Annotated in this window: 22 protein-coding genes; 7 read left to right on the forward strand and 15 right to left on the reverse strand. The window is 73.3% G+C overall.

The features are described 5' to 3' along the window. Positions 1–125: 125 nt before the first annotated feature. Positions 126–1,325, forward strand: a complete 1,200-nt coding sequence (locus tag ACIP64_RS06170) for an epoxide hydrolase family protein (RefSeq protein WP_401582451.1) — start codon at positions 126–128, stop codon at positions 1,323–1,325. A gap of 72 nt (positions 1,326–1,397) precedes the next feature. On the opposite strand, the gene ACIP64_RS06175 is transcribed toward ACIP64_RS06170, so the two are convergent. Then, positions 1,398–2,495 carry a ricin-type beta-trefoil lectin domain protein gene (locus tag ACIP64_RS06175; protein ID WP_401582452.1) on the reverse strand — a complete coding sequence of 366 codons (1,098 nt, stop codon included), beginning with the start codon at positions 2,493–2,495 and terminating at the stop codon, positions 1,398–1,400. Positions 2,496–2,951: 456 nt separating this feature from the next. On the opposite strand from ACIP64_RS06175, the gene ACIP64_RS06180 reads away from it, so the two are divergent. Beyond that, complete coding sequence (locus ACIP64_RS06180) at positions 2,952–3,146, forward strand: hypothetical protein (RefSeq protein WP_401582453.1); 195 nt, start codon at positions 2,952–2,954, stop codon at positions 3,144–3,146. On the opposite strand, the gene ACIP64_RS06185 is transcribed toward ACIP64_RS06180, so the two are convergent. The 3 genes from ACIP64_RS06185 to ACIP64_RS06195 all read right to left on the reverse strand — a co-directional run bounded on the left by ACIP64_RS06185 (position 3,121) and on the right by ACIP64_RS06195 (position 6,233). Continuing rightward, the gene (locus ACIP64_RS06185; RefSeq protein WP_401582455.1) at positions 3,121–3,741 is read right to left on the reverse strand and encodes a helix-turn-helix domain-containing protein; all 621 of its coding nucleotides are present in this window, start codon (positions 3,739–3,741) and stop codon (positions 3,121–3,123) included. The genes ACIP64_RS06180 and ACIP64_RS06185 overlap by 26 nt on opposite strands. Before the next feature lie 67 nt (positions 3,742–3,808). Next, positions 3,809–5,446 carry an alkaline phosphatase D family protein gene (locus ACIP64_RS06190; RefSeq protein ID WP_401582456.1) on the reverse strand — a complete coding sequence of 546 codons (1,638 nt, stop codon included), beginning with the start codon at positions 5,444–5,446 and terminating at the stop codon, positions 3,809–3,811. Between the two features lie 115 nt (positions 5,447–5,561). Beyond that, positions 5,562–6,233 carry an HNH endonuclease family protein gene (locus tag ACIP64_RS06195; RefSeq protein ID WP_401582457.1) on the reverse strand — a complete coding sequence of 224 codons (672 nt, stop codon included), beginning with the start codon at positions 6,231–6,233 and terminating at the stop codon, positions 5,562–5,564. Positions 6,234–6,792: 559 nt separating this feature from the next. On the opposite strand from ACIP64_RS06195, the gene ACIP64_RS06200 reads away from it, so the two are divergent. Next, the gene (locus ACIP64_RS06200; RefSeq protein ID WP_360916597.1) at positions 6,793–7,374 is read left to right on the forward strand and encodes a TMEM165/GDT1 family protein; all 582 of its coding nucleotides are present in this window, start codon (positions 6,793–6,795) and stop codon (positions 7,372–7,374) included. Positions 7,375–7,393: 19 nt separating this feature from the next. Here the strand turns inward: ACIP64_RS06200 and ACIP64_RS06205 are convergent, their stop codons facing one another. Next, a complete protein-coding gene (locus ACIP64_RS06205; protein WP_401582459.1) occupies positions 7,394–8,362 on the reverse strand; it encodes an SDR family oxidoreductase in 969 nt (322 codons plus the stop codon). 115 nt (positions 8,363–8,477) lie between these two features. Between ACIP64_RS06205 and ACIP64_RS06210 the strand changes: the two genes are divergently transcribed. After that, complete coding sequence (locus ACIP64_RS06210) at positions 8,478–9,158, forward strand: TetR/AcrR family transcriptional regulator (RefSeq protein ID WP_401582460.1); 681 nt, start codon at positions 8,478–8,480, stop codon at positions 9,156–9,158. A gap of 280 nt (positions 9,159–9,438) precedes the next feature. Here the strand turns inward: ACIP64_RS06210 and ACIP64_RS06215 are convergent, their stop codons facing one another. From ACIP64_RS06215 to ACIP64_RS06235, 5 genes are all read right to left on the reverse strand, one after another. Then, complete coding sequence (locus tag ACIP64_RS06215; RefSeq protein ID WP_401582462.1) at positions 9,439–10,173, reverse strand: Mut7-C RNAse domain-containing protein; 735 nt, start codon at positions 10,171–10,173, stop codon at positions 9,439–9,441. A 65-nt stretch (positions 10,174–10,238) separates the two neighbouring features. Continuing rightward, a complete protein-coding gene (locus ACIP64_RS06220; RefSeq protein WP_401582463.1) occupies positions 10,239–10,898 on the reverse strand; it encodes an HAD-IA family hydrolase in 660 nt (219 codons plus the stop codon). Between the two features lie 115 nt (positions 10,899–11,013). Continuing rightward, positions 11,014–11,961, reverse strand: coding sequence for an SDR family NAD(P)-dependent oxidoreductase (locus ACIP64_RS06225; protein ID WP_401582464.1), 948 nt, complete (start codon positions 11,959–11,961; stop codon positions 11,014–11,016). A 665-nt stretch (positions 11,962–12,626) separates the two neighbouring features. After that, positions 12,627–13,193, reverse strand: a complete 567-nt coding sequence (locus ACIP64_RS06230; RefSeq protein ID WP_401582466.1) for a hypothetical protein — start codon at positions 13,191–13,193, stop codon at positions 12,627–12,629. 55 nt (positions 13,194–13,248) lie between these two features. Then, positions 13,249–14,130, reverse strand: coding sequence for a peptidoglycan-binding protein (locus tag ACIP64_RS06235; RefSeq protein WP_401582467.1), 882 nt, complete (start codon positions 14,128–14,130; stop codon positions 13,249–13,251). 186 nt (positions 14,131–14,316) lie between these two features. Here ACIP64_RS06235 and ACIP64_RS06240 point away from each other — a divergent pair, with 186 nt between their 5' ends. Further along, positions 14,317–16,398 carry an MFS transporter gene (locus ACIP64_RS06240; RefSeq protein ID WP_401582468.1) on the forward strand — a complete coding sequence of 694 codons (2,082 nt, stop codon included), beginning with the start codon at positions 14,317–14,319 and terminating at the stop codon, positions 16,396–16,398. A 10-nt stretch (positions 16,399–16,408) separates the two neighbouring features. Here ACIP64_RS06240 and ACIP64_RS06245 read toward each other — a convergent pair whose 3' ends face one another. From ACIP64_RS06245 to ACIP64_RS06255, 3 genes are all read right to left on the reverse strand, one after another. Then, positions 16,409–16,921 (reverse strand): hypothetical protein, encoded by a 513-nt coding sequence (locus tag ACIP64_RS06245; protein WP_401582469.1) that lies wholly within the window; start codon positions 16,919–16,921, stop codon positions 16,409–16,411. Further along, positions 16,918–17,373 (reverse strand): hypothetical protein, encoded by a 456-nt coding sequence (locus ACIP64_RS06250; RefSeq protein WP_401582470.1) that lies wholly within the window; start codon positions 17,371–17,373, stop codon positions 16,918–16,920. Before ACIP64_RS06250 ends, ACIP64_RS06245 begins: the two co-directional genes overlap by 4 nt. A 100-nt stretch (positions 17,374–17,473) precedes the next feature. Next, positions 17,474–17,794: an antibiotic biosynthesis monooxygenase gene (locus tag ACIP64_RS06255; RefSeq protein ID WP_360906524.1), complete on the reverse strand. Its 321-nt coding sequence runs from the start codon at positions 17,792–17,794 to the stop codon at positions 17,474–17,476. Between the two features lie 97 nt (positions 17,795–17,891). Here ACIP64_RS06255 and ACIP64_RS06260 point away from each other — a divergent pair, with 97 nt between their 5' ends. Further along, the gene (locus ACIP64_RS06260; RefSeq protein ID WP_401582472.1) at positions 17,892–18,158 is read left to right on the forward strand and encodes a DUF2087 domain-containing protein; all 267 of its coding nucleotides are present in this window, start codon (positions 17,892–17,894) and stop codon (positions 18,156–18,158) included. Here ACIP64_RS06260 and ACIP64_RS06265 read toward each other — a convergent pair. Beyond that, entirely contained in the window at positions 18,155–18,778 is a 624-nt protein-coding gene (locus tag ACIP64_RS06265; RefSeq protein ID WP_401582473.1) for a hypothetical protein, read from the reverse strand. The genes ACIP64_RS06260 and ACIP64_RS06265 overlap by 4 nt on opposite strands. 106 nt (positions 18,779–18,884) lie before the next feature. After that, the gene (locus tag ACIP64_RS06270; protein WP_401582475.1) at positions 18,885–19,556 is read right to left on the reverse strand and encodes a DedA family protein; all 672 of its coding nucleotides are present in this window, start codon (positions 19,554–19,556) and stop codon (positions 18,885–18,887) included. A gap of 536 nt (positions 19,557–20,092) precedes the next feature. On the opposite strand from ACIP64_RS06270, the gene ACIP64_RS06275 reads away from it, so the two are divergent. After that, a complete protein-coding gene (locus tag ACIP64_RS06275) occupies positions 20,093–21,514 on the forward strand; it encodes a family 2B encapsulin nanocompartment shell protein (protein ID WP_401582477.1) in 1,422 nt (473 codons plus the stop codon). Positions 21,515–21,565: the final 51 nt, after the last annotated feature.

Consider the following 21,565-nt stretch of genomic DNA (forward strand, 5'->3'; position numbering starts at 1 on the left):
GGATCCCCGGGGTGTGCGGCCCCGGGGACGAACCCCGGGGGTTCCCCTGGGGCGACCCCGATCCGCCCGGTCCATCGTGGACGGGCCGGCGGCACCGAGCCGCCGACGACAGCGAGGAGAAGCACATGCCGGTGACCCCCGAAGAGACAACGATCCGCCCGTTCACGTTCGAGTTCCCCGACTCGGTGCTCGAGGACCTGCGGGCGCGGATCGTGGCGACGCGCTGGCCCGAGAGGGAGACCGTCGCGGACCAGTCGCAGGGCACGCAGCTCGCGACGATGCAGGAACTCGCACGCTACTGGGCCACCGAGTACGACTGGCGCAAGGTCGAGGCGAAGCTCAAGGCCGTGCCGCATTTCGTGACCGAGATCGACGGGCTGGACATCCACTTCATCCACGTCCGCTCCCGGCACGAGAACGCCCTGCCGCTGATCGTCACGCACGGGTGGCCCGGCTCGGTCGTCGAGCAGCTGAAGATCATCGAGCCGCTCACCGACCCCACCGCGCACGGCGGCGACGCCTCCGACGCCTTCCACGTGGTGATCCCGTCGATGCCCGGCTACGGCTTCTCGGGCAAGCCGACCGCGAAGGGCTGGGGTCCCGAGCGCATCGCGAGCGCCTGGGGCGAACTGATGAAGCGCCTGGGCTACACCAAGTACGCCGCGCAGGGCGGCGACTGGGGCGCGGTGGTCACCGACCTCATGGGTGTGCAGGAGCCCGAGGGCCTGGTCGGTATCCACACCAACATGCCCAAGGTGATCCCGCCCGCCATCGAGGCGGCGATCCTGGCCGGCAACCCGCTGCCGTCCGACGTCGTCCTGGCCGACGACGAGGAGAAGGCCGCCGTCGAGCAGCTGGACTTCGTGTACCGGCACGTCTACTACGCCTACATGATGGGCTCGCGCCCGCAGTCGCTGACCGCGCTCGCGGATTCGCCGGTCGGCCTGGCCGCCTTCCTGCTCGATCACGACGCGGCCAGCCTGGCCCTGATCTCCCGGGCCTTCGACGGAGTGACCGAGGGCCTGTCCCGGGACGACGTCCTGGACAACATCACGCTCTTCTGGCTGACGAACACCGCGATCTCGGCGGCCCGTCTCTACGCGGAGAACACCACCCCGTTCTTCGGCGCCAAGGGCGTCAAGCTGCCGGTCGCCGTCAGCGTCTTCCCCGACGAGCTCTACCAGGCGCCCAGGAGCTGGGCCGAGCAGGCCTACCCCAACCTCGTCCACTACAACCGGCTGCCCAAGGGCGGTCACTTCGCCGCATGGGAGCAGCCGGAGCTCTTCGTGGACGAGGTCCGCACGGGCCTTCGGTCGCTGCGCTAGTCGATCGGACGCTTCCCGAAGACCTCACCACAGCGTCGTGGCGGGGCCCTCGGGGGCCGGTGCGCGTACGGCTCAGTGGGCGGTGAAGCGCTGGCCGGCGGAGCTGTCGCAGGTCCGCAGTTGCAGCCTGGTGCCGTTGACACCCGGGGTGACCGCGAGGGCGACGCACTTGCCGGCCTGGATGTTGACCAGCCGGTGCGCGGAGTCGAACCGGAACTGCTGGGCTCCGGTGCCGTTGCAGTCGGCGAGCTGGATCCCCGCGCCGTCGTCCCGCGAGCCGCCGACGACGTCCAGGCACCGGCCCACGGACCGGATGCTCGTGTCCGGCTTGAGCCGCCAGGTCTGCTGGGGGCTCCCCGTGCAGTCCCACAGCTGGACCGGCGTGTTGTTCGGGGTGCTGTTGTCGATGCAGCGGCCGGAGGCGGGGTTGAGGATCGCCCCGTCCGGAACGGTGTCGTGGACCGGGGCACCGGTCGCCGAGGCGGTCGGCGAGGCAGTCGACGCCGGCTGGTGCGCGGTGCCGTCCGGCTTTCCGCCGCTCCGCTCCGGGGACGGGGTGACGCCGGCGCTGTCGCGGGCGCTCGCGCTGCTTCCCGGTTCCTGCCGCGGCCTGGTCGTGGCGGAGGGCGACCGCGAGGCGGACGGACTCACGGGGGCGGCGGCCTCCGCGGGCGCCTGCCCGCCCGAGCCGGCGACGGACGCCGCGCCCCGGCTGTCCCCCTGGACGGCGCGCACGGCGAACGGGACGCACGCGAGAACGGCCGCGGCCAGGACCGCGACGACGAGGACGGTACGGCGGGACCGGCGGCGGCGGGCGTCCTGCGCCACCTCGTCGGCGGGGCCTGCCACCTGGGCCGATGCCGCGTCCGCGGCCTCCCCTGCCGCCAGGCGCGGCGCGAACGCGAGCCCCGCCGCGAAGCCGTCGGCGAACGTGGACCCGGACTCCCCCGAGGGGTCCGCGGCCTCCTCGGGGATCTCCGCGGCCCGCCGGGACCGCTCCGTCACGGTCCGGCCCTCGTTCCAGTCCGCGGGCGTCGCACTCGTACTGGCGGCTGCCTGGGCGATAGCGGTCGTCCTCTGCGTCCGGCGGGGCAGCGGCGCGGAACCGGCGGACGGGGTCGCCCGGGTCTCGTCGGCTGCCGCCGTCCCGTCGTTGGGAGAAGCCGTCATTGCGTCCTTCCAGGATCAGAAGTGGCGGGAAGAAGCCCGGCCGCACGAAAAGGGGATCCGCCGCCTCGTCCGTCCTGGGCCCCCCGCGCCGGCGAACTGGCCGGCCGCGGGCGGCCGGACGGCATTCGAGGACCCCTTCTTCTGCCTGGGGAACGCAGATACGGCGAGCGGCGCCAGCCCGTGCTGCGCCTTGTGCCTTGGAGTACGGCGCCTCGGGGAGCGCCGTACGGACCCTAGCATTCGACGCCTGCTGACACGGTGTGGGAGAGCGCACACGCGGATGGCCGGCGAGCACCTGTTGACGGCCTGTTGACGAACCGCAGCGGTGGCTTGGGTGACCGGTCCCCGAACGCTTCGGCACCGCCCCCGGTCCGGATGCCACGGTGTGGACGGGAGCCGCCCACGTGTCACACCATTCCGGGCGGGATGTCACAGGCCGCGCATACCGTCACCGGCATGGCGACCAGACCTTCCGGCCAGTGGTGTGACGGCGTTGCCCAGGAGGCGCGCGAGCTCGCGGCCGGGACGATCGACCCGGAGTGCGCGTACCTCGACCTGGCCTTCGCGGAGCACGGGATCGACGTCCCCGCCCTCGCCGCGCACAGCGGCGTCGGACGGTACGAGATCAGCGACCGGTGGCGCGCGTGGTGACGCCGGACGAGGCGCCCGCGCGCGGGGCGGCGCGCACCTGCATGCGCTCGCCCCGGCGGCCGAACAGGCTGAGGATCTCCACGGGGTGGTCGCCGGCGCTGCCGAACCAGTGCGGCGTGCGGGTGTCGAACTCGGCCGCCTCGCCGGCGCCGAGCACGGCGTCGCGGCCGTCCAGGACCAGGCGCAGCCGCCCCGCCAGGACGTAGAGCCACTCGTGCCCCTCGTGGACGCGCGGGTCCGGCTCGCGCTGGGCGGCGGGGATGATCACCTTCCAGGCCTGGAGGGCGCCCTGCCGGCCGGTCAGGGGGACGACGGTCCTGCCGTTGACCCGGCGCGGGGTCAGGGGCCCCTGGTGGTCGCCGGACGCGGGGGCGCCGATCAGTTCGTCGAGCGGCACACGGTGTGCCCGGGCGATGGGCAGCAGCAGTTCGAGGTTCGGGCGGCGCCCGCCGGTCTCCAGCCGGGACAGCGTGCTCCGGGAGATGCCGGTGGCCTCGGACAGCGCGGCCAGGGTGACGCCCCGCCGGGTGCGCAGGCGCTTGAGCCGGGGGCCGACCGCGGCGAGGGTGTCGGCGATCGCGGGGGCGTGGTCCACGCCCCCATTCCACCGTGCCTGTCCCGGGGTCGGCAATCCCCCGTTGCCGTCGGGCCGTTCAGTCCGTTCAGTTGGCGAGTCGGGTGTCCAGCACCGTCTCCAGCCGTGCCTTGGGCTCCTTGTCCCGCGTCTGGTCCAGCCGCAGGTGCGCGGTGCGTCCGCGCAGGGTCAGTGTCATCAACTGGTTGCCGAACCAGGGGCCGCCGAGTTTGCGCCAGGTCAGCGAGGTCGCGCCGGCGCGCCCGTGGCGGGTCAGGAGGCGGCCGACGAGGCGGGCGGGGCGGGTCCAGGCGAGGCGGAAGGCCAGGCGCATGAAGCCGGGGATCGTGTTGTGCACGGGTGAGCAGGTCAGCTGGAGGATGCGCGCGGGCAGCGGGGCGCCGGGCCGGTGGGCCTCGGCGGTGTAGGCGTGGTGGACGTCGCCGGACAGCACGCAGATGGTGGCGGGGGCGTCGGGGTGGTCCGCGGCGGCGGTGAGCATGCCGGCAAGGTCGTCGAAGGAGTCGGGGAACGCGGGCCAGTGCTCCAGATCGCCCGCGCGGCGCAGGCGTTCGCCGCGGTGGCGCCAGCGGTGGCCGCGGTTGCCGCGGACGAGGGCGGAGCTCCAGACCTCGACGTCGTGCACGGCGTGCGGGAGCAGCCAGGGCAGCGAGGTGCCGATGAGAAGGTGGTCGAACGCGCCGTCCGGGTGCGTCTGCTCGCGCAGCCAGTCGAGTTCGCCCGGGTCGAGCATGGCGCGGCGTTCCTCGGCGAGGACCCGGGCGGCACGGGAGTCGACCATGAGCAGCCGCGTGCGGCCGAGGTCGCGGCGGTAGCTCCAGCGGTTGTGCGCGGGGTCGGCGTCGGCACGGGCGGCGAAGGCGCGGAGCACCTCGGTGCCGTCGTCGTCGGCCCGTATCGCGGCGAGGAGTTTGTCGCCCGCGAGTTCGGCGGGGCTGAGGTTGCCCAGGTGCTGGTGGACCCAGTACGAGGCGAGGCCGCCGACGATGCGCTCCTGCCACCACGCGGTGCCGCGCATCCCCTCGCGCCAGGTGTGGGAGGTGTTCCAGTCGTCGATGACGTCGTGGTCGTCGAAGATCATGCAACTGGGCACGGTGGACAGCAGCCAGCGGATGTCGGGGTCGAGCCAGGACTCGTAGTAGAGGCGGGTGTACTCCTCGTAGTCGGCGACCTGGTCCCAGGGCGGTTCGCCGAGGTCGCGGCGCCCGGCGAGCCAGGCGCGGGTGGCGGCGGAGGTCTCGTCGGCGTAGATCTGGTCGCCGAGCAGGACGAGGAGGCCGGGGCGGGGCGCGGTGCCCTCGGCTATGTGGTGGGCGAGGGTGTCGAGCGCGTCGGGTCCGATGGGGTCGGGCTCGTCGGGCGGCGGCGCGGCCCAGCGGCAGGAGCCGAAGGCGACGCGGAGTTCGCCGCCCTCGCCGGCGGGGGTGTCGATGGTGCTGGGCGGGTACGGGTAGGAGGACGCGGGCAGCGGCCAGACCTCGTGGCCGTCGAGCAGCACCCGGTAGGGGGTGCTGGTGCCGGGGCGCAGCCCGGTGACGGTGACGATGGCGTAGTGGTGCCCGGCGATCTGCCAGGTGCGTTCGCTGCCGGCGGAGCCGTCGTCGCAGCGGATCTCGGCGGTGGCGGGGCGGTCGGCCTCCAGCCAGACGGTCGCGGTGTCCTCGTCCACGTATCTGAGCAGTGGGCCCAGGCGCAGCTCTGCCATGCGGTCGGCCTTCCCTCCGTCGTCACTGGGTACGGACGTCGGAGGGAAGGCGCGGGTTCCCGGTCGCGGTCCCGGCGGCCGGAAGGTGGGGGGACGACGGCCGGGGGCGGGTGGGTCAGCAGCCGTTGAGGACGCTGGTGAGCTTGTTCTTCTCGGCGGTGTCGACGGACAGGCCGTAGTAGTACTTCACCTGGACCCAGGCGCGGACGTAGGTGCAGGCGTAGGCGGTGCGCGACGGCATCCACGTGGCCGGGTCCTGGTCGCCCTTGGACTGGTTCACGTTGTCGGTGACGGCGATGAGCTGCGGGCGGGTGAGGTCGTTGGCGAAGGACTGGCGCCGGGCGGTGGTCCAGGCGGAGGCGCCGGAGTCCCAGGCCTCGGCGAGCGGCACGAGGTGGTCGATGTCCAGGTCGGAGGCGGCGGTCCAGGTGGCGCCGTCGTAGACGGAGTACCAGCTGCCGCTGGTGGCCGAGCAGGAGGAGTTGGTGACCACGCCGCTGCCGTCGCGCTTGAGGACGGTCTCGCGGGTGTCGCAGGCGCCGCTGATGGTGATCCAGTGCGGGAAGAGGTCGCGGTTGTAGCCGGTGCGGTTCTCGGTGGCGACCTTGAGCGAGGCCAGGTAGCTGCGGGCGGTGGCGGCGCTGACGGGCGTGGGGAGCGCGGCCTGGGCGGCGGGGCCGTTGAGGGTGCCGAGGGTGGCGAACAGGCTGGTGAGAGCGGCGAGCAGACCCAGGGATCGACGCGCGTAGACACCGCGGCGCGAAAGGGCGAGGCGTATCCGGGACATGGGGGAACTCCCTTGGACGTGGGGGTGTTCGGCCGGTGGAGCCGTCGGCCATCCTTGTGTCGCGACGTTGCGTGGGGGCGTGCGACAGGTAACAGCCTGCCGACATGGACACGTCATGTCGAGGGTTGTGGCGCGCCGGGATTCCCCTCTCAGCCGGATGTGGCGTCGGTCACAGCGCCCGCGGACCGGGACCGCCGCTCCGCCCAGCCAACTCCCCTGCCAAGTGGGCCCCTTGGCGCCGCGGCCCCTGCCGGACCGCGCCGGAGCGCACCGCCCGGCGGCCGGTAGACTGGGAGCAGCAGAAGGGGAGTAGCTCCTCGCCGGACCGTCGACATACTGCCCGTCCGTCGCCCGTCCACCACCCGGTGGAATGTGCTCGCGCACAACGGATGACGGCCAGGCCGGCGCCCGGAGCCCGGTACACGCGTCGTCGTCGCCCACGGGGCGCGACAGCGGACCGGGCCAGCGAGACCTTCGGCCGCAGTGTCAGACGCTGCCGTGCCGAAGCGACCCCTTGACCGGAGTTCCTGGCGCGGCCCGAACCCAGAGGAACCGTCCGTTGTTCAGCCTCACCGTCGCCGCCATCACCTTCGGCGTCATCTTCCTGGCCGAGTTGCCCGACAAGACCGCTCTCGCCGGCCTGATGCTCGGCACGCGCTACCGGGCCTCGTACGTCTTCTGCGGCGTGGCCGCAGCCTTCCTGGTCCACGTGGCGCTGGCCATCGCCGCCGGCAGCGTGCTGACGCTGCTCCCCCACCGCTGGGTGCAGGGGGTGGTGGGCCTGCTCTTCCTCGCGGGCGCGGCCGTGCTGCTGTTCAAGAAGGACGACGACGAGGAGGAGGTCAAGGCCCCGGCCGACCAGAGCTTCTGGAAGGTCTCGGGCGCCGGCTTCATGCTGATCCTGGTCGCCGAGTTCGGTGATCTCACGCAGATCATGACGGCCAACCTCGCCGCCCGCTACGACGACCCGGTCGCCGTCGGACTCGGCGCCGTGCTGGGCCTGTGGGCCGTCGGCGCGATCGGCATCCTGGGCGGCCGCACCCTCATGAAGCACGTTCCCCTGCGGCTGATCACCAAGGTCGCGGCGGCCGTGATGGTGGCGCTGGCGGGCTTCAGCCTGTACGAGGCGTTCGCCGGCTGAGTCCCGCGCCGCCCCGGCCTCATTTCCCGGAGCGGTCCCGGGCCACGGCGGTCCCGGCGGCCGGGGCGGGCAGGGCGACCCCGGTCAGCCGCTCGGCCTCGGCCCACAGCCGGGCGTTGACCGCGGGGTCCTGGGCCCGGCGCGTGATGCGGGCGGGGGCGGTGGGGCCGACCAGGCCCAGGCGCGCGCCCGGTCCGTAGTAGCCGCCCGCGACCGCGTCGGGGCTGGTCGCCGCGTACAGCAGCGGTTCGGTCCCCGGCTCGACGCCCTGCGAGGGCAGCAGCGAATTGAAGGCCCGGAGCACCGGGTTCGGCCGGTACGGCGTCTCGCGCCCCAGGCTCGCCCCGGCGGTCTGCAGATTGGTGCGCGTGTAGCCGGGGTGGGCCGCGGTGCTCAGCAGGTGCCAGCCGCGCTCGGCCGCGACGCGGGCCAGCTGGACGCTCATGATCAGGTCGGCGAGCTTGGACTGGCCGTAGGAGCGGAAGGGGTGGTAGCGGCGGCGCTCCCACTGGAGGTCGTCGAAGGCGATGCGGCCGAAGTTGGCGGTACCGCTGCTCATCGTGGCCACGCGGGGCGCGGGCGCGGCGAGCAGTGCGGGCAGCAGGCGCAGGGTGAGCGCGAAGGGGCCGAGGAAGTTGCTGCCCATCTGCAGCTCGAAGCCGTCCGCGGTGGTCATCCGGGTGGGCGGGGACATCACTCCGGCGTTGTTGACCAGCAGGTCGAGCGGGGTGCCGTCGGCCGCGATCGCCTCGGCGAAGGCCTCGACGGAGGCGAGGTCGGCCAGGTCGACGCGGCGCACCTCCAGCCGGGCCTGCGGATGCCGGGCGAGGATCTCGGCGCGGGCCTGTTCGCCCTTGGCGGGCGTGCGCACGGCCAGGACCACGCGGGCGCCCGCCGCGGCGAGCCGGCGGGCGGCTTCCTTGCCGGTGCCGCTGTTGGCTCCGGTGACGACGGCGAAGGTGCCGGAGCGGTCGGGGACGACGTACATGGGAACTCCCTGGGCATGGACGGGCGGAGCATCAACAGACCGGTGGTCTGTTGAATGCGAAGTTAGCAGACCTCCGGTCTGATAACAACAGACCAGGGGTCTGTAGGATGTGGCCATGGCAACGACGTTTCAGCGCGCGCGCAATGAGGAGCAGCGCGCGGTGCGCAGGAAGGCGATCCTCGACACCACGGCGGCGATGCTGACCGAGATGCCGGTCGCGGAAGTGAGCCTCAACGAGCTCAGCCGCCGCGTGGGACTGGCGAAGTCCAATGTGCTGCGCTACTTCGAGTCCCGCGAGGCCGTCCTGCTGGAACTGCTCGACACCGCCGCCCGCGACTGGCTGGAGCACCTCGGCACCGCGCTGGACGAGGCGGTCGACCCGGGCGCCGGCACCGCCGAGCGCGCCGACCTGCTCGCCGCCGCGCTCGCCGACTCCCTGGCGGCCCGGCCCGTACTGTGCGACCTGGTCAGCGCGCAGGCCGCGGTCCTCGAACGCAACGTCTCCGCACAGGTCGCCGCCGACTACAAGCGCGCCGCGATCGCCAATGTGGACGCGTTCGCCGGGCGGGTCCGCGCGCACCTGCCGGACCTCGGCGAGCAGGGCGCGCTGCGCTTCGCCGCCGCGACGGTCATGGTCACCGGCGCCGTCTGGACGCACGCGCACCCCTCACCGGGGATGCTCGCCGCCTACGAGGCCGATCCGTCGCTGGCCGCGCTGCGCCTGGAGTTCCCCACCACCCTGCGGGACATGCTCCAGGTGGTCCTGTCGGGCCTGCTGGCGCGCGCGGCGCGCTGAGGCCGGCGGGCGCCGCGCGGCGCGCCAAGACGTCGTGGCCCCACGCCGCGGCCCTGCCCCGGACACTCCGGCACCACGCGCAGCAGGCGGTCAGGCGGGGGCGGTACACCACGCGGCTCCGACCGTCGGCGGAGGGCGGCACGCGCCGCGCAGCGCATGAGGACGTCACGGCCCCACGCCGCAAGCCCCGCCCCGGCCACTCCGGCACCACGCGCCGCAGGCGGTCAGGCGGGGCCGGTACGCCGTGCGGCTCCGGCCGTTCGCGGAAGGCGGCACGCCGTCAGGCGGCCGGGCGCCCGAACTCGCTCAGCGCGTCCTCGACGATCGCCTCCAGGCGGGCGTGGTGGGCACCGCGCCAGTACAGCCGGCGGCAGGCGGTGCAGCGCGCGAAGACGTCGTAGGTGCGGCGGGTGCCCTGTTCCAGGTGCTCCAGGACGGCGTGCTTGTCCGCGTCCTCCAGTTGCCCGTTGCACGCGGTGCAGCGCGTCCACGGGGTCAGCTCCGGGGCGAACCGGCTGAGCACGTCGCGCAGTTGCTCCTCCGGCCGGTCGCTGTAGACGTACGCGCCCGCCCACAGCTCGCGCCGCCGCAGCAGCCCGCGGTCCCGGGAGAGCAGCACGCGCCGCTCGGCGGCCGACCGCCGTGCCAGCGCCGGGTCCCCGATGTCCTCGCTCTCGTACGCGGCATCGACGCCGAGCAGCCGCAGCCGCCGCGCCAGCGTGCCCAGGTGCACGTCGAGCAGGAAGCGCAGGGGCGCGCCCGGCACCGCCTGCGGCCGGGTGACGGGGCGGACCTCCACGTGCTCCCCGGCGCGCGGCACGTGCGAGAACGGCGCCTCGCGGCCGTCGACGACCAGGCTGCCCACCTCGGTGAGCGGCACCCCCAGCGACTCCACCACATGCCCGAGCGAGGACACCCCGTCGGTGACCACACTCGTCCGTCCCTCACGCCGCGGGGCCGCGGCGAAGAGCCGCAGCCCGGAGGCGAAACTGATCCCGATCTCCGGCCCGCTCACCCCGCCAGCATGTCACCGTGCCGCACGGATCACACGCAGGTTTTCCGGCCGCGTCTCCCGGGACGTCAGCCGATGCGCAGGACGAGGCCGCCCTCCGGGGCGGTCTCGACGCGGACCTGCTCCAGGGAGTCCACGTGCACGGTGGGCGCGTGCACGGCGGCACGCGGGCCGACGCCGACCACGCGCATGCCCGCGGCCTTGGCAGCGGCGATACCGACCTCGGAGTCCTCGAAGACCACGCAGTCCTCCGGGCCGAACCCGAGTTCCGCGGCGCCCTTGAGGAAGCCCTCGGGGTCCGGCTTGCTGGCGCTGACGCGCTCGGCGGTGATCATGACGTCGGGCAGCCGCAGCCCGGCGGCCCCCATGCGGGCGCGGGCCAGGGCGTCGTCCGCCGAGGTGACCAGGGCGTGCGGGAGGTCCCGCAGCGCGGCCATGAAGCCCGGGGCGCCGGCGATCGGCACGACGCCCTCGACGTCGGCGGTCTCCTCGGCCAGCAGACGCTTGTTGTCGGCGAGGTTCTCGGCCATGGGGCGCTCCGGGAGCAGCACGGCCATCGTCGCGTAGCCCTGGCGGCCGTGGACCACGCGCATCACGGCGTCGCCCTCCAGCCCGTGCTCCGCCGCCCAGCGGCGCCACGTGCGCTCGACGACCGCGTCGGAGTTCACCAGGGTCCCGTCCATGTCCAGCAGCAGCGCGCGGGCGGGGACAGCGGTGGACGGCGACATGAAAGGCTCCCTCGGAAGAACAGGACAAGTGGCCCGCCCGCCGGTCAGGGGAAACGGGCGGAACCACTTTGTTCCTACACGATACAAAACCGTGAGGGCATCGCGCCAGGGGGCCTCAGGTACGGGCCGGCGAAACCGCGTCCACCGACATCTCCCACAGCCGCACGGCCGCCTCCGGGTCCAGCGCGTGCGCCGCGACCCCACCCGACACACCGGGCCGGTACGGCAGCGCCTCGTTGGCGTCCTCGAAGTAGCGGCCGCCCACTCCGTCCAGCGCCGGCCAGGTAGCGACGAGCACGGACGTGGCCGCGCCCTGTTCGCGGCTCTTGAAGGTATAACCCCCGTTGGCGACCGCGTTGTCCAGGGCCTCCTTGCTCATGTGGCGGCTCAGCCCCGTCTCCAGGATCGCGCCGGGGTGCACGGCGTTGACAGTGACGCCGTCGTCCGCCCAGCGGCGCTGCGCCTCGACCGCGAAGAGCACATTGGCCGTCTTGGAGCGGGCGTACGCCACAGACGGGTCGTACGCCTGCCGCAGGAAGTGCGGGTCCTCGAAGTCCACACCGGAACGCAGGTGCCCCACCGAGCTCAACGCCACCACGCGGGCGCCGCCGGCCGCCGCGAGCGCCGGGTGGAGGCCGGTCGTCAGCGCGAAGTGGCCGTAGTGGTTGGTCGCGAACTGCAACTCCCAGCCGGAGGGCGTCCGGGTCTCCGGCGTCATCATCACGCCCGCGTTGTTGACCAGCAGATGCAGCGGCCCCTGCCAGGCGGAGGTGAACTCCGCCACGGACGCGAGGTCGGCCAGGTCCAGCCGTACGACACGCACGCGGGCGCCGGCGGCCGACGCGCGGATGTCCTCCGCCGCCCGCTCGCCCGCCGCGGTGTCGCGGACCGCCAGCGTCACCTCCGCGCCGGCCCCGGCCAGCGCCCGGGCGGTCTCGACGCCGATGCCGGAGGCCGCGCCCGTGACGACCGCCCTGCGGCCGGTCAGGTCGGTGCCGGCGAGGACCTCGGCGGCGGTCGAACGGCCGTCGAAGGGCGTGGTGATGCGGGGTGCCTCTGTCATGGGGGGTGCCTTTCCAGGATGCGCGGGGGGCGTCCTTCGCGTCCCGGCCGCGCTCTCCAGGCAACCACCGCGGGCGGCCCGTGGGGCCGGGCAACGGGGTCCTGCCAGGCCCCCTCCGGGCTGCGGGGGATTTCCCCCTGGGCTTTCCCCGCCCTCCCGCCCGTGTGCCCTGTGAAGTCAGGGCGCCCCGACGCCAGTTGTTGGGGGGCCGGGTTCGGGGCCTCCGGGGCTGCCATTCTGGACAGCACATTTAGGTGCCTCAGGAACTCTCGGCTGCGCGCCCCGGGTCACGCACCCAAATATGCTCCAGTGTCCAGAACGCCACCCCTCCAACCCCGCCCCCTCAGGTCTCGTATCGCGCCTGATCCCCGGTAGGTGGTGTGAAACGGCACCGTGCTCGGGCACCCGTAGGCGCCACGCCAACGACCTGCTCCGCCGTCACCGCCCACAGACACCCCATCGGCCGTCAGTCGCCCCAGCCGACCCGGGAGGGGGTGTGGCGGGGTGCCCCCGCAGGCGACGAGCGGCGACCGCGGTACACGAATTGCAGGGGCAAACCGCGAGCGCCGAGGAGGTACCCCGGCGCGGCACCGACCTCCACAACGCACGCAGCGGGGCCCGCACTTACCGTGCCGGGTACTCGGGAGGGAGGGTGGGGGAAAAACCTAGACCCGGTCCACGTACTGCACCAGGCCGTACGTGAAGTGCGCCACGCACGCACCCCCCTCCCCGGGGTCGGTAAAGGCCAGCCGCCACCTCGTCGGCGCGTCGCCCTCGAGAGGCGTCGCCGGCGCGAACGCGTGGGCCAGTTCGTCGACCGTGCAGGACCACGGTTCGATCTCGGCCGCCGTGGCGGGCCGGGGGCCCGTCTCACCGGGGGCGCGCACCAGCCATTCGTTCCACACCGCGCTGCCGCCGGGCGCGCACAGCACCTCGAAGCGCAGGGTCGGCCACAGCGGCACGGGCCACAGGGACGCGGGGCAGAGCAGGTCGCCGACGCGGCGCTGGGCGACCGACTCGGGCGGGCCGAGTACGGCGCGGTAGCGCCGCTCCCCGCGCGGGAACCCGCTGGCGTGGCCCCAGGCCTGCCAGCGGCGGTTGGCCTCCCGCATGTCGGTGCGGCTCACGCCGAGCGTGCGCAGTGCCTCCTCGACCAGTTCGGGCCGGTGGTCGGCCATCCGGCGCAGCAGTACGAGCTGGAAGCCCAGCGGTCCGAAGTCGTCGATCGCCACGGGAGAGATCCTGCCAGTCCCGCGCGGCGGGGTACGCGCCGGGGCGCATGCCGGGCTAGCGGGTCGCCTCCTCCAGGGCCTTGCGGGTGTTGGGGCCGTAGACGCCCTCCGGGTCGCCCTGGACGTGGTGGAAGAACTGGAAGCGGGAGACCGCGTGGCTCACGCCCTGGTCGTACTCGCCGTCGGCGTCGCGGTAGTAGAGGCCGGCCTGGCGCAGGCGGTTCTGGAGGTCGACGACCGCGGGCCCGGTGTCGCCGGGGCGGAGCGTGGCGGGCGCGGAGGGGGGCGTGCTGGTGGGCGGCGCGGACTGCGTGCCGGTGGCCGGGGCGGACACGGAGGCGGTGGCGGAGGCCGGGGCCGACGGCCGGGAGGGCGTCGCCGTGGCACTGGGCTGGTACTTCTCGGCCGAGCTCAGCCCCTTCGTGGCGGCCAGGGCGGACGGGGTCTCGCTCGGGGTGGCGGACGCGGACGCGCTCGCCGCGGGGGTCGGCCGGGCGCTGGGCGGCAGTTCGAGCGCGGGCTCGGAGGCGCCCCGGTCCGGCACGGCCTCGGTGCGCTCCGGGCCCTGGTTCAGTTGTGCGGTGAGGACGACGGCGCCGACGGCGAGGACGACCGCGCCGGCCGCGGCGCACGCGATCACCGCCGCCCGGCGCGACCTGGCGGCGCGGCGGTGTCCGGCCCGGCCGGCCGCGGCGGGCAGGTACGGCTCGAGTTCGCGCGAGGCCGTCGACAGCGGCACGGGCAGCCGGTCGGAGGACGAGACCGTGCCGAGGTCGATGAAGTCGGTTTCCTCCTCGGCGGCTTCGCGCAGCGCTTCGGGCAGCGGGCCGGGGTCGCCGCCGTTCTCGCCGGGGTCCGGCCCCGGAACGTACGGCCGCACGCGCAGCGATTCGTACTCGTACTCGTCCTCCGGAGAACCCGGCCCCTGCGACGCCACCGGCGCCCCCTCCCGACGTCCTGACAGTCGCAGTGATTATGCAGACACGGCGACCCGGTCGCGCAGCCGCCTCGGGCTCCGCCGGTCGTACAAAGTGCGCGAATGATGTGCAATGGGTGTGAATCTTTGTGAAGAAGTGACGGCTACGCGGTAACCGGCACGCATCAGGTGCCCGAGCGGAGCGACATGGCGCAGGACGACATCGACGGCATGGACGACACCGGCGACGCCGAGGGCGCCGCGGCCCCCGATGGACCGGCCGCGGCCGGTCCCGTCGAGATCGGCGACCGGCGGGCCGTGCGCCTGGCCATCGGCGCGCTCGCCCTCGGCCTGCTGCTGGCCGCCCTGGACCAGACGATCGTGTCCACCGCGCTGCCGACCATCGTCAGCGACCTCGGCGGCCTGGACCATCTGTCCTGGGTGGTGACCGCCTACCTGCTGGCGTCGACCGCGGCGACCCCGCTGTGGGGCAAGCTGGGCGACATGTACGGCCGGAAGAAGCTCTTCCAGGCCGTCATCGTGATCTTCCTGATCGGCTCCGCGCTGTGCGGACTGTCCCACAGCATGGGCGAGCTGATCACCTTCCGCGCCTTGCAGGGCCTGGGCGGCGGCGGCCTGATCGCGTTGTCGATGGCGATCGTCGGCGACATCGTCCCGCCCCGCGAACGGGGGCGCTACCAGGGCGTCTTCGGTGCGGTGTTCGGCGCCAGCAGCGTGCTGGGCCCACTGCTCGGCGGGCTGTTCGTGGACACCCTGAGCTGGCGCTGGGTCTTCTACGTCAATCTGCCGATCGGGCTGGTCGCGCTCGCCGTGATCGCCACCGTGCTGCACATCCCGGTCCACCGCACCTCGCACCGCATCGACTACTGGGGCATGGCGGTGGTGGCGGCCGCGGCGACCTGCCTGGTGCTCGTGACCTCGCTCGGCGGCAGCACCTGGGCCTGGGACTCCTGGCGGATCATCGGGCTCGCGGTGCTGGGCGTGCTGCTCGTCGCGGTGTTCGTGCTGATCGAGCGGCGGGCGGAGGAAGCGGTGCTGCCGCCGCGGCTGTTCCGGATCCGCACCTTCTGGCTCTGCTCGGTGATCTCCTTCGTCGTCGGCTTCGCGATGTTCGGCGCGCTGACCTTCCTGCCGACGTTCCTCCAGGTCGTCCACGGCTACTCGCCGACCTGGTCCGGCGTGCACATGATCCCGATGGTGGTCGGCATGCTGGTGGCGTCCACGGGCTCCGGCCAGATCGTCTCGCGCACCGGGCACTACAAGGTCTTCCCGATCACCGGGACCGCCGTCACCATCGTGGGCCTGTTCCTGCTGCACCGGCTGGACGAGCACACCGAGGTCTGGGTGCTCAGCACCTTCCTGCTGGTGTTCGGCCTCGGGCTGGGCCTGGTCATGCAGGTGCTGATCCTCGCCGTGCAGAACGCCGTCGGCTACCAGGACCTGGGCACCGCCACCTCGGGGGCGACCTTCTTCCGCTCCATCGGCGCCTCGTTCGGCGTCTCCATCTTCGGCACGATCTTCACCACCAGCCTGGCCCGCGAGATCACCGCCGCGCTCTCCGGCCGCACACTGCCGCCCGGCTTCGATCCCGCGGTCGTGCAGGCCGATCCGCGCGGGGTCGGCGCGCTCCCGGCGGACCTGCGCGGGCCGGTACTGCACGCGTACTCCACCTCCATCACCGGGATCTTCCTGTGGGCGGTGCCGGTGTGCGCGGTCGCCTTCGTGCTGGCCTGGTTCCTCAAGGAGGAGCCGCTGCGGCGGTCGGTCACCGTGCCCGACGCCAGCGAGACCATCGGCACCAATCCCGTCAGCCGCTCCTCGCTCGACGAGATCGCCCGCTGCCTGAGCGTCCTCGGCGGCCGCCAGGCCGCCCGCGACCTGTACATCCGCATCACCCGGCTGGCCGGGCTCGACCTGCACCCGGCCTCCAGCTGGCTGCTGCTCTACCTGGCCCGGGCCCGCAGCGCCGACCCCGCGGACCTGGCCGGCCGGACGACCGTCCCGGCGGAGGCCCTCGACCGCGCGGCCCACGAGGTCGAGGAGCAGGGACTGGCCGTACGCGAGGGGAGCGCGCTGGCGCTCACCGAACGCGGCCAGGAGGTCGCCGCGCTGCTGACCGAGGCGCGCCGCAAGCTCCTCGCCGACCTGCTCGGCGACTGGAACCCCGAACGCCACGACGACCTGGCGGCCCTGCTCACCCGGCTGACCGGCGAGCTGTGCGGCCAGGACCAGGACCGCCCGGGGCACGATCCCCGCCGGGCCGCGTGACGGGGCGCCGTCACCGGCCCTCGGCGAAGGCGGCGAGGGCGACGAAGTCCCGCTCGCGCAGGCCGGCCCGCGGGTCGACGTGGTGCAGCAGCGCGGCACCTGCGTGGTGGGCGGCGACGTAGTCGGTGTCCGCGGCGCTCTGCTCGTCGTCCACCCAGGCGAACGGGCGTCCGGCGGCGTGCGCCACCAGCGTCCGGGTCTTCCAGTGGACGAGGTCCGGACCGTGACCGAACAGCACGTCGGTGAAGTCGACGTACGGCAGCGGCGGCAGCCCGAGGACCGGGCCGATCCAGGTGTTCGCCTCGGCCATCCAGGTGGTCGCCCACCACAGCTCGTAGCCGAGCGCGAGCAGCGCCGGTCCGTGGGCCGGGTCGAGCCACACGCGCAGCGGTCCCGTCGCCAGGCCCACCGGCGGCACCCGCAGCGTGGTGTACCCGTCCGGGCGGCCTCCCTCGGCCGCGTACGGGTTGAGCGGCCCGTCCACGTCCAGGTAGAGCAGGGGCCTGGGCGAGGGCGCCCTCACCGGCTGGGCGGCGCGGCTGCGGAGGCCGCCGCGCTGCCGTGGAACTTCTTGTGGATCCACAGGCGTTCGCCGCCGAGCTCCACCTTCGCGTACGTGCCGCTGAGCGGGCCGATGCGGGTCCCGAGGGGCAGGCGAGCCACCACGCGGTTCGGCCGCACCGTCCCCCACCGACCCATGGCGAGCGTCACCACCGCCCGGTCGGTCACCAGCACGACGCGCCGCGTCGTCGCCAGGAGCGCCACCACCAGCGCGATCAGCAGCCACGGCAGCCCGAGCCACGGCGCCTCGCCGGCCAGGCGGCGCGCCACGATCCCCAGCACGACCGCGCCGGCGAACATCCACATCGGCGCCCACGGATTGATCCCGCCCTGGGCCACGAAGACCTGCCGGACGGACTCCCCCGCTTCCAGGAATCCCCGCGACCGCTCTTCCGCCTTCTGCAACACCCTCATGCCTGGCTCCCCCTTCTGACCCACCCGTACGGCACCGACCCGGCTCCGTGATCCGCCGCCGGGCCCGGGCGGTCATGGGCACGGCGACGGTACCGGCCCCTCAGGACTGCTTGGGGGCGGCCTGCTGGACGACCTCGAAGGACCACAGCGTCGAGCCGGTCGCCGCGGGCTGCGGGCGGCCCTCTCCGCCGCCCTGGTGGGCCTCGCGCATGGAGCCGGACATCCAGTTCGCGAAGTCCTCCTCACTGCGCCAGCGCGTGTAGACCAGGTACTGGTCGGTGCCCTCCAGGGGGCGCAGGAGCTCGAACCACTCGAAGCCGTCGGAGTTCTCCACGGCGCCGGCGCGCGCGGCGAAGCGCTTCTCCAGGACCTCGCGCTGCTCCGCCGGAACGGTGAGGGCGTTGATCTTCACGATGCTCATGCCCTCATCGTGCCAGCCGGAATTCAGGTGCCGGATCCGGGGCGGGCGTGTCAGGCTGCGCAGTGGTCGGCGAATCGTCCGTACGAAGGAGGCTGCCGTGTCCGAGACCGGTGCGCACGCCGTGTCCGCCCTGTTCCGCGGCGGCCGGCTGACCGTGATCCCCCGCCGCACGGCCCGCCGCGAGCAGGTGCTGCGGCACCTGGCCGAGACGCTCTTCCGGCCCGGCCGCGGCTATGCCGAGACCGAGGTCAACGAGGCCCTGCGCACGGTGCACGACGACTGCGCGGCCCTACGCCGGTACCTGGTCGACGACGGCTGGCTGGAACGCTCCGCGGACGGCACGGTCTACCGCAGGATCCGCTAAGGCTCGGCCCGCGCCCCGCGCCGCAGGGGCGGGCCGGCGAGCCAGACGCTCACGGCGATGATCCACAGGCCGGCCAGGCACAGGCCGATGAAGCCGGCGAACGGGATGAACATCAGCACGCCCAGGACGAAAGCGATCCACCCCAGCCAGTGCGGCAGCGGGCCGGAGGAGCGGGCCGTGCTGAGTCCGGCCGCGAGCAGCATCACGCCCACCCCGCCGAGGAACGGCATGAACAGGTCGCCGCTGAGCACGTTGAGGGCCTGGAGCGCGCCGCCGCCGACCATCTGCTCGCCGGCGGCCTCGATGAGGCAGAGGGTGAGCCCGGCGCTGATCCAGAAGCCGAGGGCGCCGAGCGCGCCGCCGGCGAGGGCGATGTCGGGCAGCCAGCCGGACCGGTCGGTCGTGGCGAGGGCGCGGCGCAGGCTCCCGGCGAAGAACACGAGGAAGATCCCGGCGACCAGGAGCAGGTACAGGCCGACGCCCTGGGCGGTGTCGTGCCGGGTGTAGAAGAGGCGGACCGTGAAGCCGGAGCTGCCGACGCGGGGCGTGTCCCCCTGGAGGGCGAAGGCGATGGCGCCGAGGATCACGGCCACGAGGCCGTTGAGGGGCCCGAAGCGCATCGGGGGCCTCCGTCCGTGCGTCCGTGCTGCTGCCGCCCCCGGCACCGGCGATGCCCGTAATGATGTTTGCACGGGTGCCAGGGGGCCGCCATCGGCGGACGGGGCCTCAGCGGGCCTCCGCGACCGCCGCCCGGTCGGGGCCGGCCGTGGCCTGCGCGGGCAGGGTGACGGGCACGACGGTGTGGGTGCGGCGCTCGCGCTGGAAGACGTACGCGGCGATGGAGCCGGAGCCGATGAGGGCGACGGCGGAGGTGGCGGTGCCGAGCCAGCCGGCGCCGAGCCACTGGCCGCCCGCGTAGCCGAGGCCGACGCTGTACGCGGCCCAGACCAGGCTCGCCAGCGCGGACCAGGGAAGGAACTCCCGGACCCTGCGGTGCGAGGCTCCGGCGGTGAGGCTGACCACGGAGCGGCCGGCCGGTGCGAAGCGGGCCAGGACGACGAGCGCGCCGCCGCCGCGGGCCAGGACGGCGCCGAGGACCTCCTGGGCGCTGGACAGCCGGCGGGAGTTGGCGACCCGGTGGTCGAGCCAGTCGCCGCCGCGCCAGGCCAGCCGGTAGGCGGCCAGGTCGCCGAGGGTGGAGGCGGTGGCGGCGCACAGCAGCAGGACGACGATGTCGAGGATGCCGTTGGCGCCTCCGACAGCGGTGCCGGCGGTGGCGGCCGAGATGAGCAGCACGCCGCTGGGCATCACAGGCACGAAGACGTCGAGCACGATGGACGCGGCGACCAGCGCGTAGATCCACGGTGAGTCGAACAGCGAGCCCGCTCCGGTCAGCACCGCGTTCTCCTCTCTCCCTCTGGTGCGCGGCGCCCTCCGGGGTGTGTGGCGGTCTCGCGCAGAAGCGGTTCTTCTGCGACCCGCCCTCAGCCGTACAGCGTACGCCAGAGAGGCGTCGAGGATCCCCTCGGGGGCGCGTGACGTTTTCCTCATCATCGATGGCGGGCTGTGGGAATAGCACGCGAATTACTGGGGAGTCACCGAGGTCGCCCTGCGATCGGCCCGTTCCGCGCGCCCGCCGCGCGGCCGTGACCTCAGCCGATGCGGCATCGCCCGGCACCGCCCCGCCCGCGGCGGCGATCCGGCACCCAAGGAGCCGCGCAGTGGCGGAAGTCCACAGATCTACCCAAGTCACCCATTCCGGATTCTCATCCATTCGAGTGAGTGCAGGCGGCTCCGTCCCCTGGGTAGCTTCGGTGAGGACAGCGGCCGAGGGCAGGGGGGCTCCCACCACACACGTCGTTTCGCGGTGAATTGTTTGCATAAGCCACGCATGTGACTGCGTGGGCCACGAGGGCGCAAGGGAAGGACCATTCATGACGGTTGAGCCGGGTGTCGCGTCGGAGTCGGCGACAGGGAACGGACAGTCCCAGCAGAGTCTGAGCACCGCCGCGGCGCGGAATTTGGCGACGACCACCAAATCCACGCCGCAGATGCAGGGAATCACCTCGCGCTGGCTGCTGAAGGTACTGCCGTGGGTCCAGGCGGCGGGCGGCGCGTACCGGGTCAACCGCCGGCTGAGCTACTCGGTCGGTGACGGGCGTGTCGACTTCGTCCAGACCGGCTCCGAGGTGCGGGTGATCCCGGCGGAGCTCGGCGAACTGCCCCTGCTGCGCGGATTCGACGACAGCGCCGTCCTCGCGGCGCTCGCCGGCCAGTTCGAGCAACGGGAGTTCGCGCCCGGAGAGGTGATCGTCTCCGCCGGGCAGCCGGCCGACCACGTCTTCCTGGTCGCACACGGAAAGATCAACAAGCTGGCGCCCACCAAGTGGGACGGCCAGGGCGTGGTCGGCACCATCGCCGACGGCGACCACTTCGGCTCCGAGGGGCTGGCCGCGGCCGACGCCACCTGGGACTGGACCGCCAAGGCCGCCACCACCGTGACCGCCCTCGCCCTGCCGCGCCAGGCCTTCCAGGCCCTGATGCAGCAGTCCGACGGACTGCGCGAGCACGTCGCCGGCTTCGTCAGCGGCACCCAGCAGGCACAGAACAAGTACGGCGAGAAGGCCATCGCCCTCGCCTCCGGCCACATCGGCGAGCACGAACTGCCCGGCACGTTCGTGGACTACGAACTCTCCCCGCGCGAGTACGAGTTGAGCGTCGCCCAGACCGTGCTGCGGGTGCACAGCCGCGTCGCCGACCTGTACAACCAGCCCTACAACCAGGTCGAGCAGCAGCTGAAGCTCACCATCGAGGCGCTGCGCGAGCGCCAGGAGCACGAACTCATCAACAACCAGGAGTTCGGGCTCCTGAACAACGCCGACTACCGGCAGCGCATCACGACCCACTCCGGACCGCCCACCCCCGACGACCTGGACGAGCTGATCAGCCGCCGCCGCGGGGCCCAGTACCTGCTGGCGCACCCGAGGGCCATCGCCGCCATCGGCCGGGAGTTCAACAGCCGCGGCCTCGTGCCGCACACCGTCGACCTGCACGGCAACCACGTGCCCTCCTGGCGCGGTCTGCCGATCCTGCCCTGCAACAAGATCCCCGTCACGAAGGAGAACACCACCTCGATCCTGGTGCTGCGCACCGGCGAGGACAACCAGGGCGTGATCGGCCTGCACCAGACGGGACTCCCGGACGAGTACGAGCCGGGTCTGTCCGTCCGCTTCATGGGCATCGACGAGAAGGCGATCATCTCCTACCTCGTCAGCGCCTACTACTCGGCGGCCGTCCTCGTGCCCGACGCCCTCGGCGTCCTGGAGAACGTCGAGATCGCCCGCCGCGGGGAGTAGGCGGCGGTGCGCGTGCTCGCGGCGGACGGCGGCCCCACGCGGCCCACCGTC

Source organism: Streptomyces sp. NPDC088733, assembly GCF_044751185.1.
Classification (GTDB): domain Bacteria; phylum Actinomycetota; class Actinomycetes; order Streptomycetales; family Streptomycetaceae; genus Actinacidiphila.

Excerpts from the sequence above, each read along its gene's own strand:
- ACIP64_RS06210 (WP_401582460.1), top strand. The coding sequence starts at position 8,478 with ATGGCAACGACGTTTCAGCGCGCGCGCAATGAGGAGCAGCGCGCGGTG.
- ACIP64_RS06195 (WP_401582457.1), bottom strand. The coding sequence starts at position 6,233 with ATGTCCCGGATACGCCTCGCCCTTTCGCGCCGCGGTGTCTACGCGCGT.
- ACIP64_RS06265 (WP_401582473.1), bottom strand. The coding sequence starts at position 18,778 with ATGCGCTTCGGGCCCCTCAACGGCCTCGTGGCCGTGATCCTCGGCGCC.
- ACIP64_RS06175 (WP_401582452.1), bottom strand. The coding sequence starts at position 2,495 with ATGACGGCTTCTCCCAACGACGGGACGGCGGCAGCCGACGAGACCCGG.
- ACIP64_RS06240 (WP_401582468.1), top strand. The coding sequence starts at position 14,317 with ATGGCGCAGGACGACATCGACGGCATGGACGACACCGGCGACGCCGAG.
- ACIP64_RS06275 (WP_401582477.1), top strand. The coding sequence starts at position 20,093 with ATGACGGTTGAGCCGGGTGTCGCGTCGGAGTCGGCGACAGGGAACGGA.
- ACIP64_RS06180 (WP_401582453.1), top strand. The coding sequence starts at position 2,952 with ATGGCGACCAGACCTTCCGGCCAGTGGTGTGACGGCGTTGCCCAGGAG.
- ACIP64_RS06220 (WP_401582463.1), bottom strand. The coding sequence starts at position 10,898 with ATGTCGCCGTCCACCGCTGTCCCCGCCCGCGCGCTGCTGCTGGACATG.
- ACIP64_RS06190 (WP_401582456.1), bottom strand. The coding sequence starts at position 5,446 with ATGGCAGAGCTGCGCCTGGGCCCACTGCTCAGATACGTGGACGAGGAC.
- ACIP64_RS06170 (WP_401582451.1), top strand. The coding sequence starts at position 126 with ATGCCGGTGACCCCCGAAGAGACAACGATCCGCCCGTTCACGTTCGAG.
- ACIP64_RS06205 (WP_401582459.1), bottom strand. The coding sequence starts at position 8,362 with ATGTACGTCGTCCCCGACCGCTCCGGCACCTTCGCCGTCGTCACCGGA.
- ACIP64_RS06250 (WP_401582470.1), bottom strand. The coding sequence starts at position 17,373 with ATGAGGGTGTTGCAGAAGGCGGAAGAGCGGTCGCGGGGATTCCTGGAA.
- ACIP64_RS06225 (WP_401582464.1), bottom strand. The coding sequence starts at position 11,961 with ATGACAGAGGCACCCCGCATCACCACGCCCTTCGACGGCCGTTCGACC.
- ACIP64_RS06255 (WP_360906524.1), bottom strand. The coding sequence starts at position 17,794 with ATGAGCATCGTGAAGATCAACGCCCTCACCGTTCCGGCGGAGCAGCGC.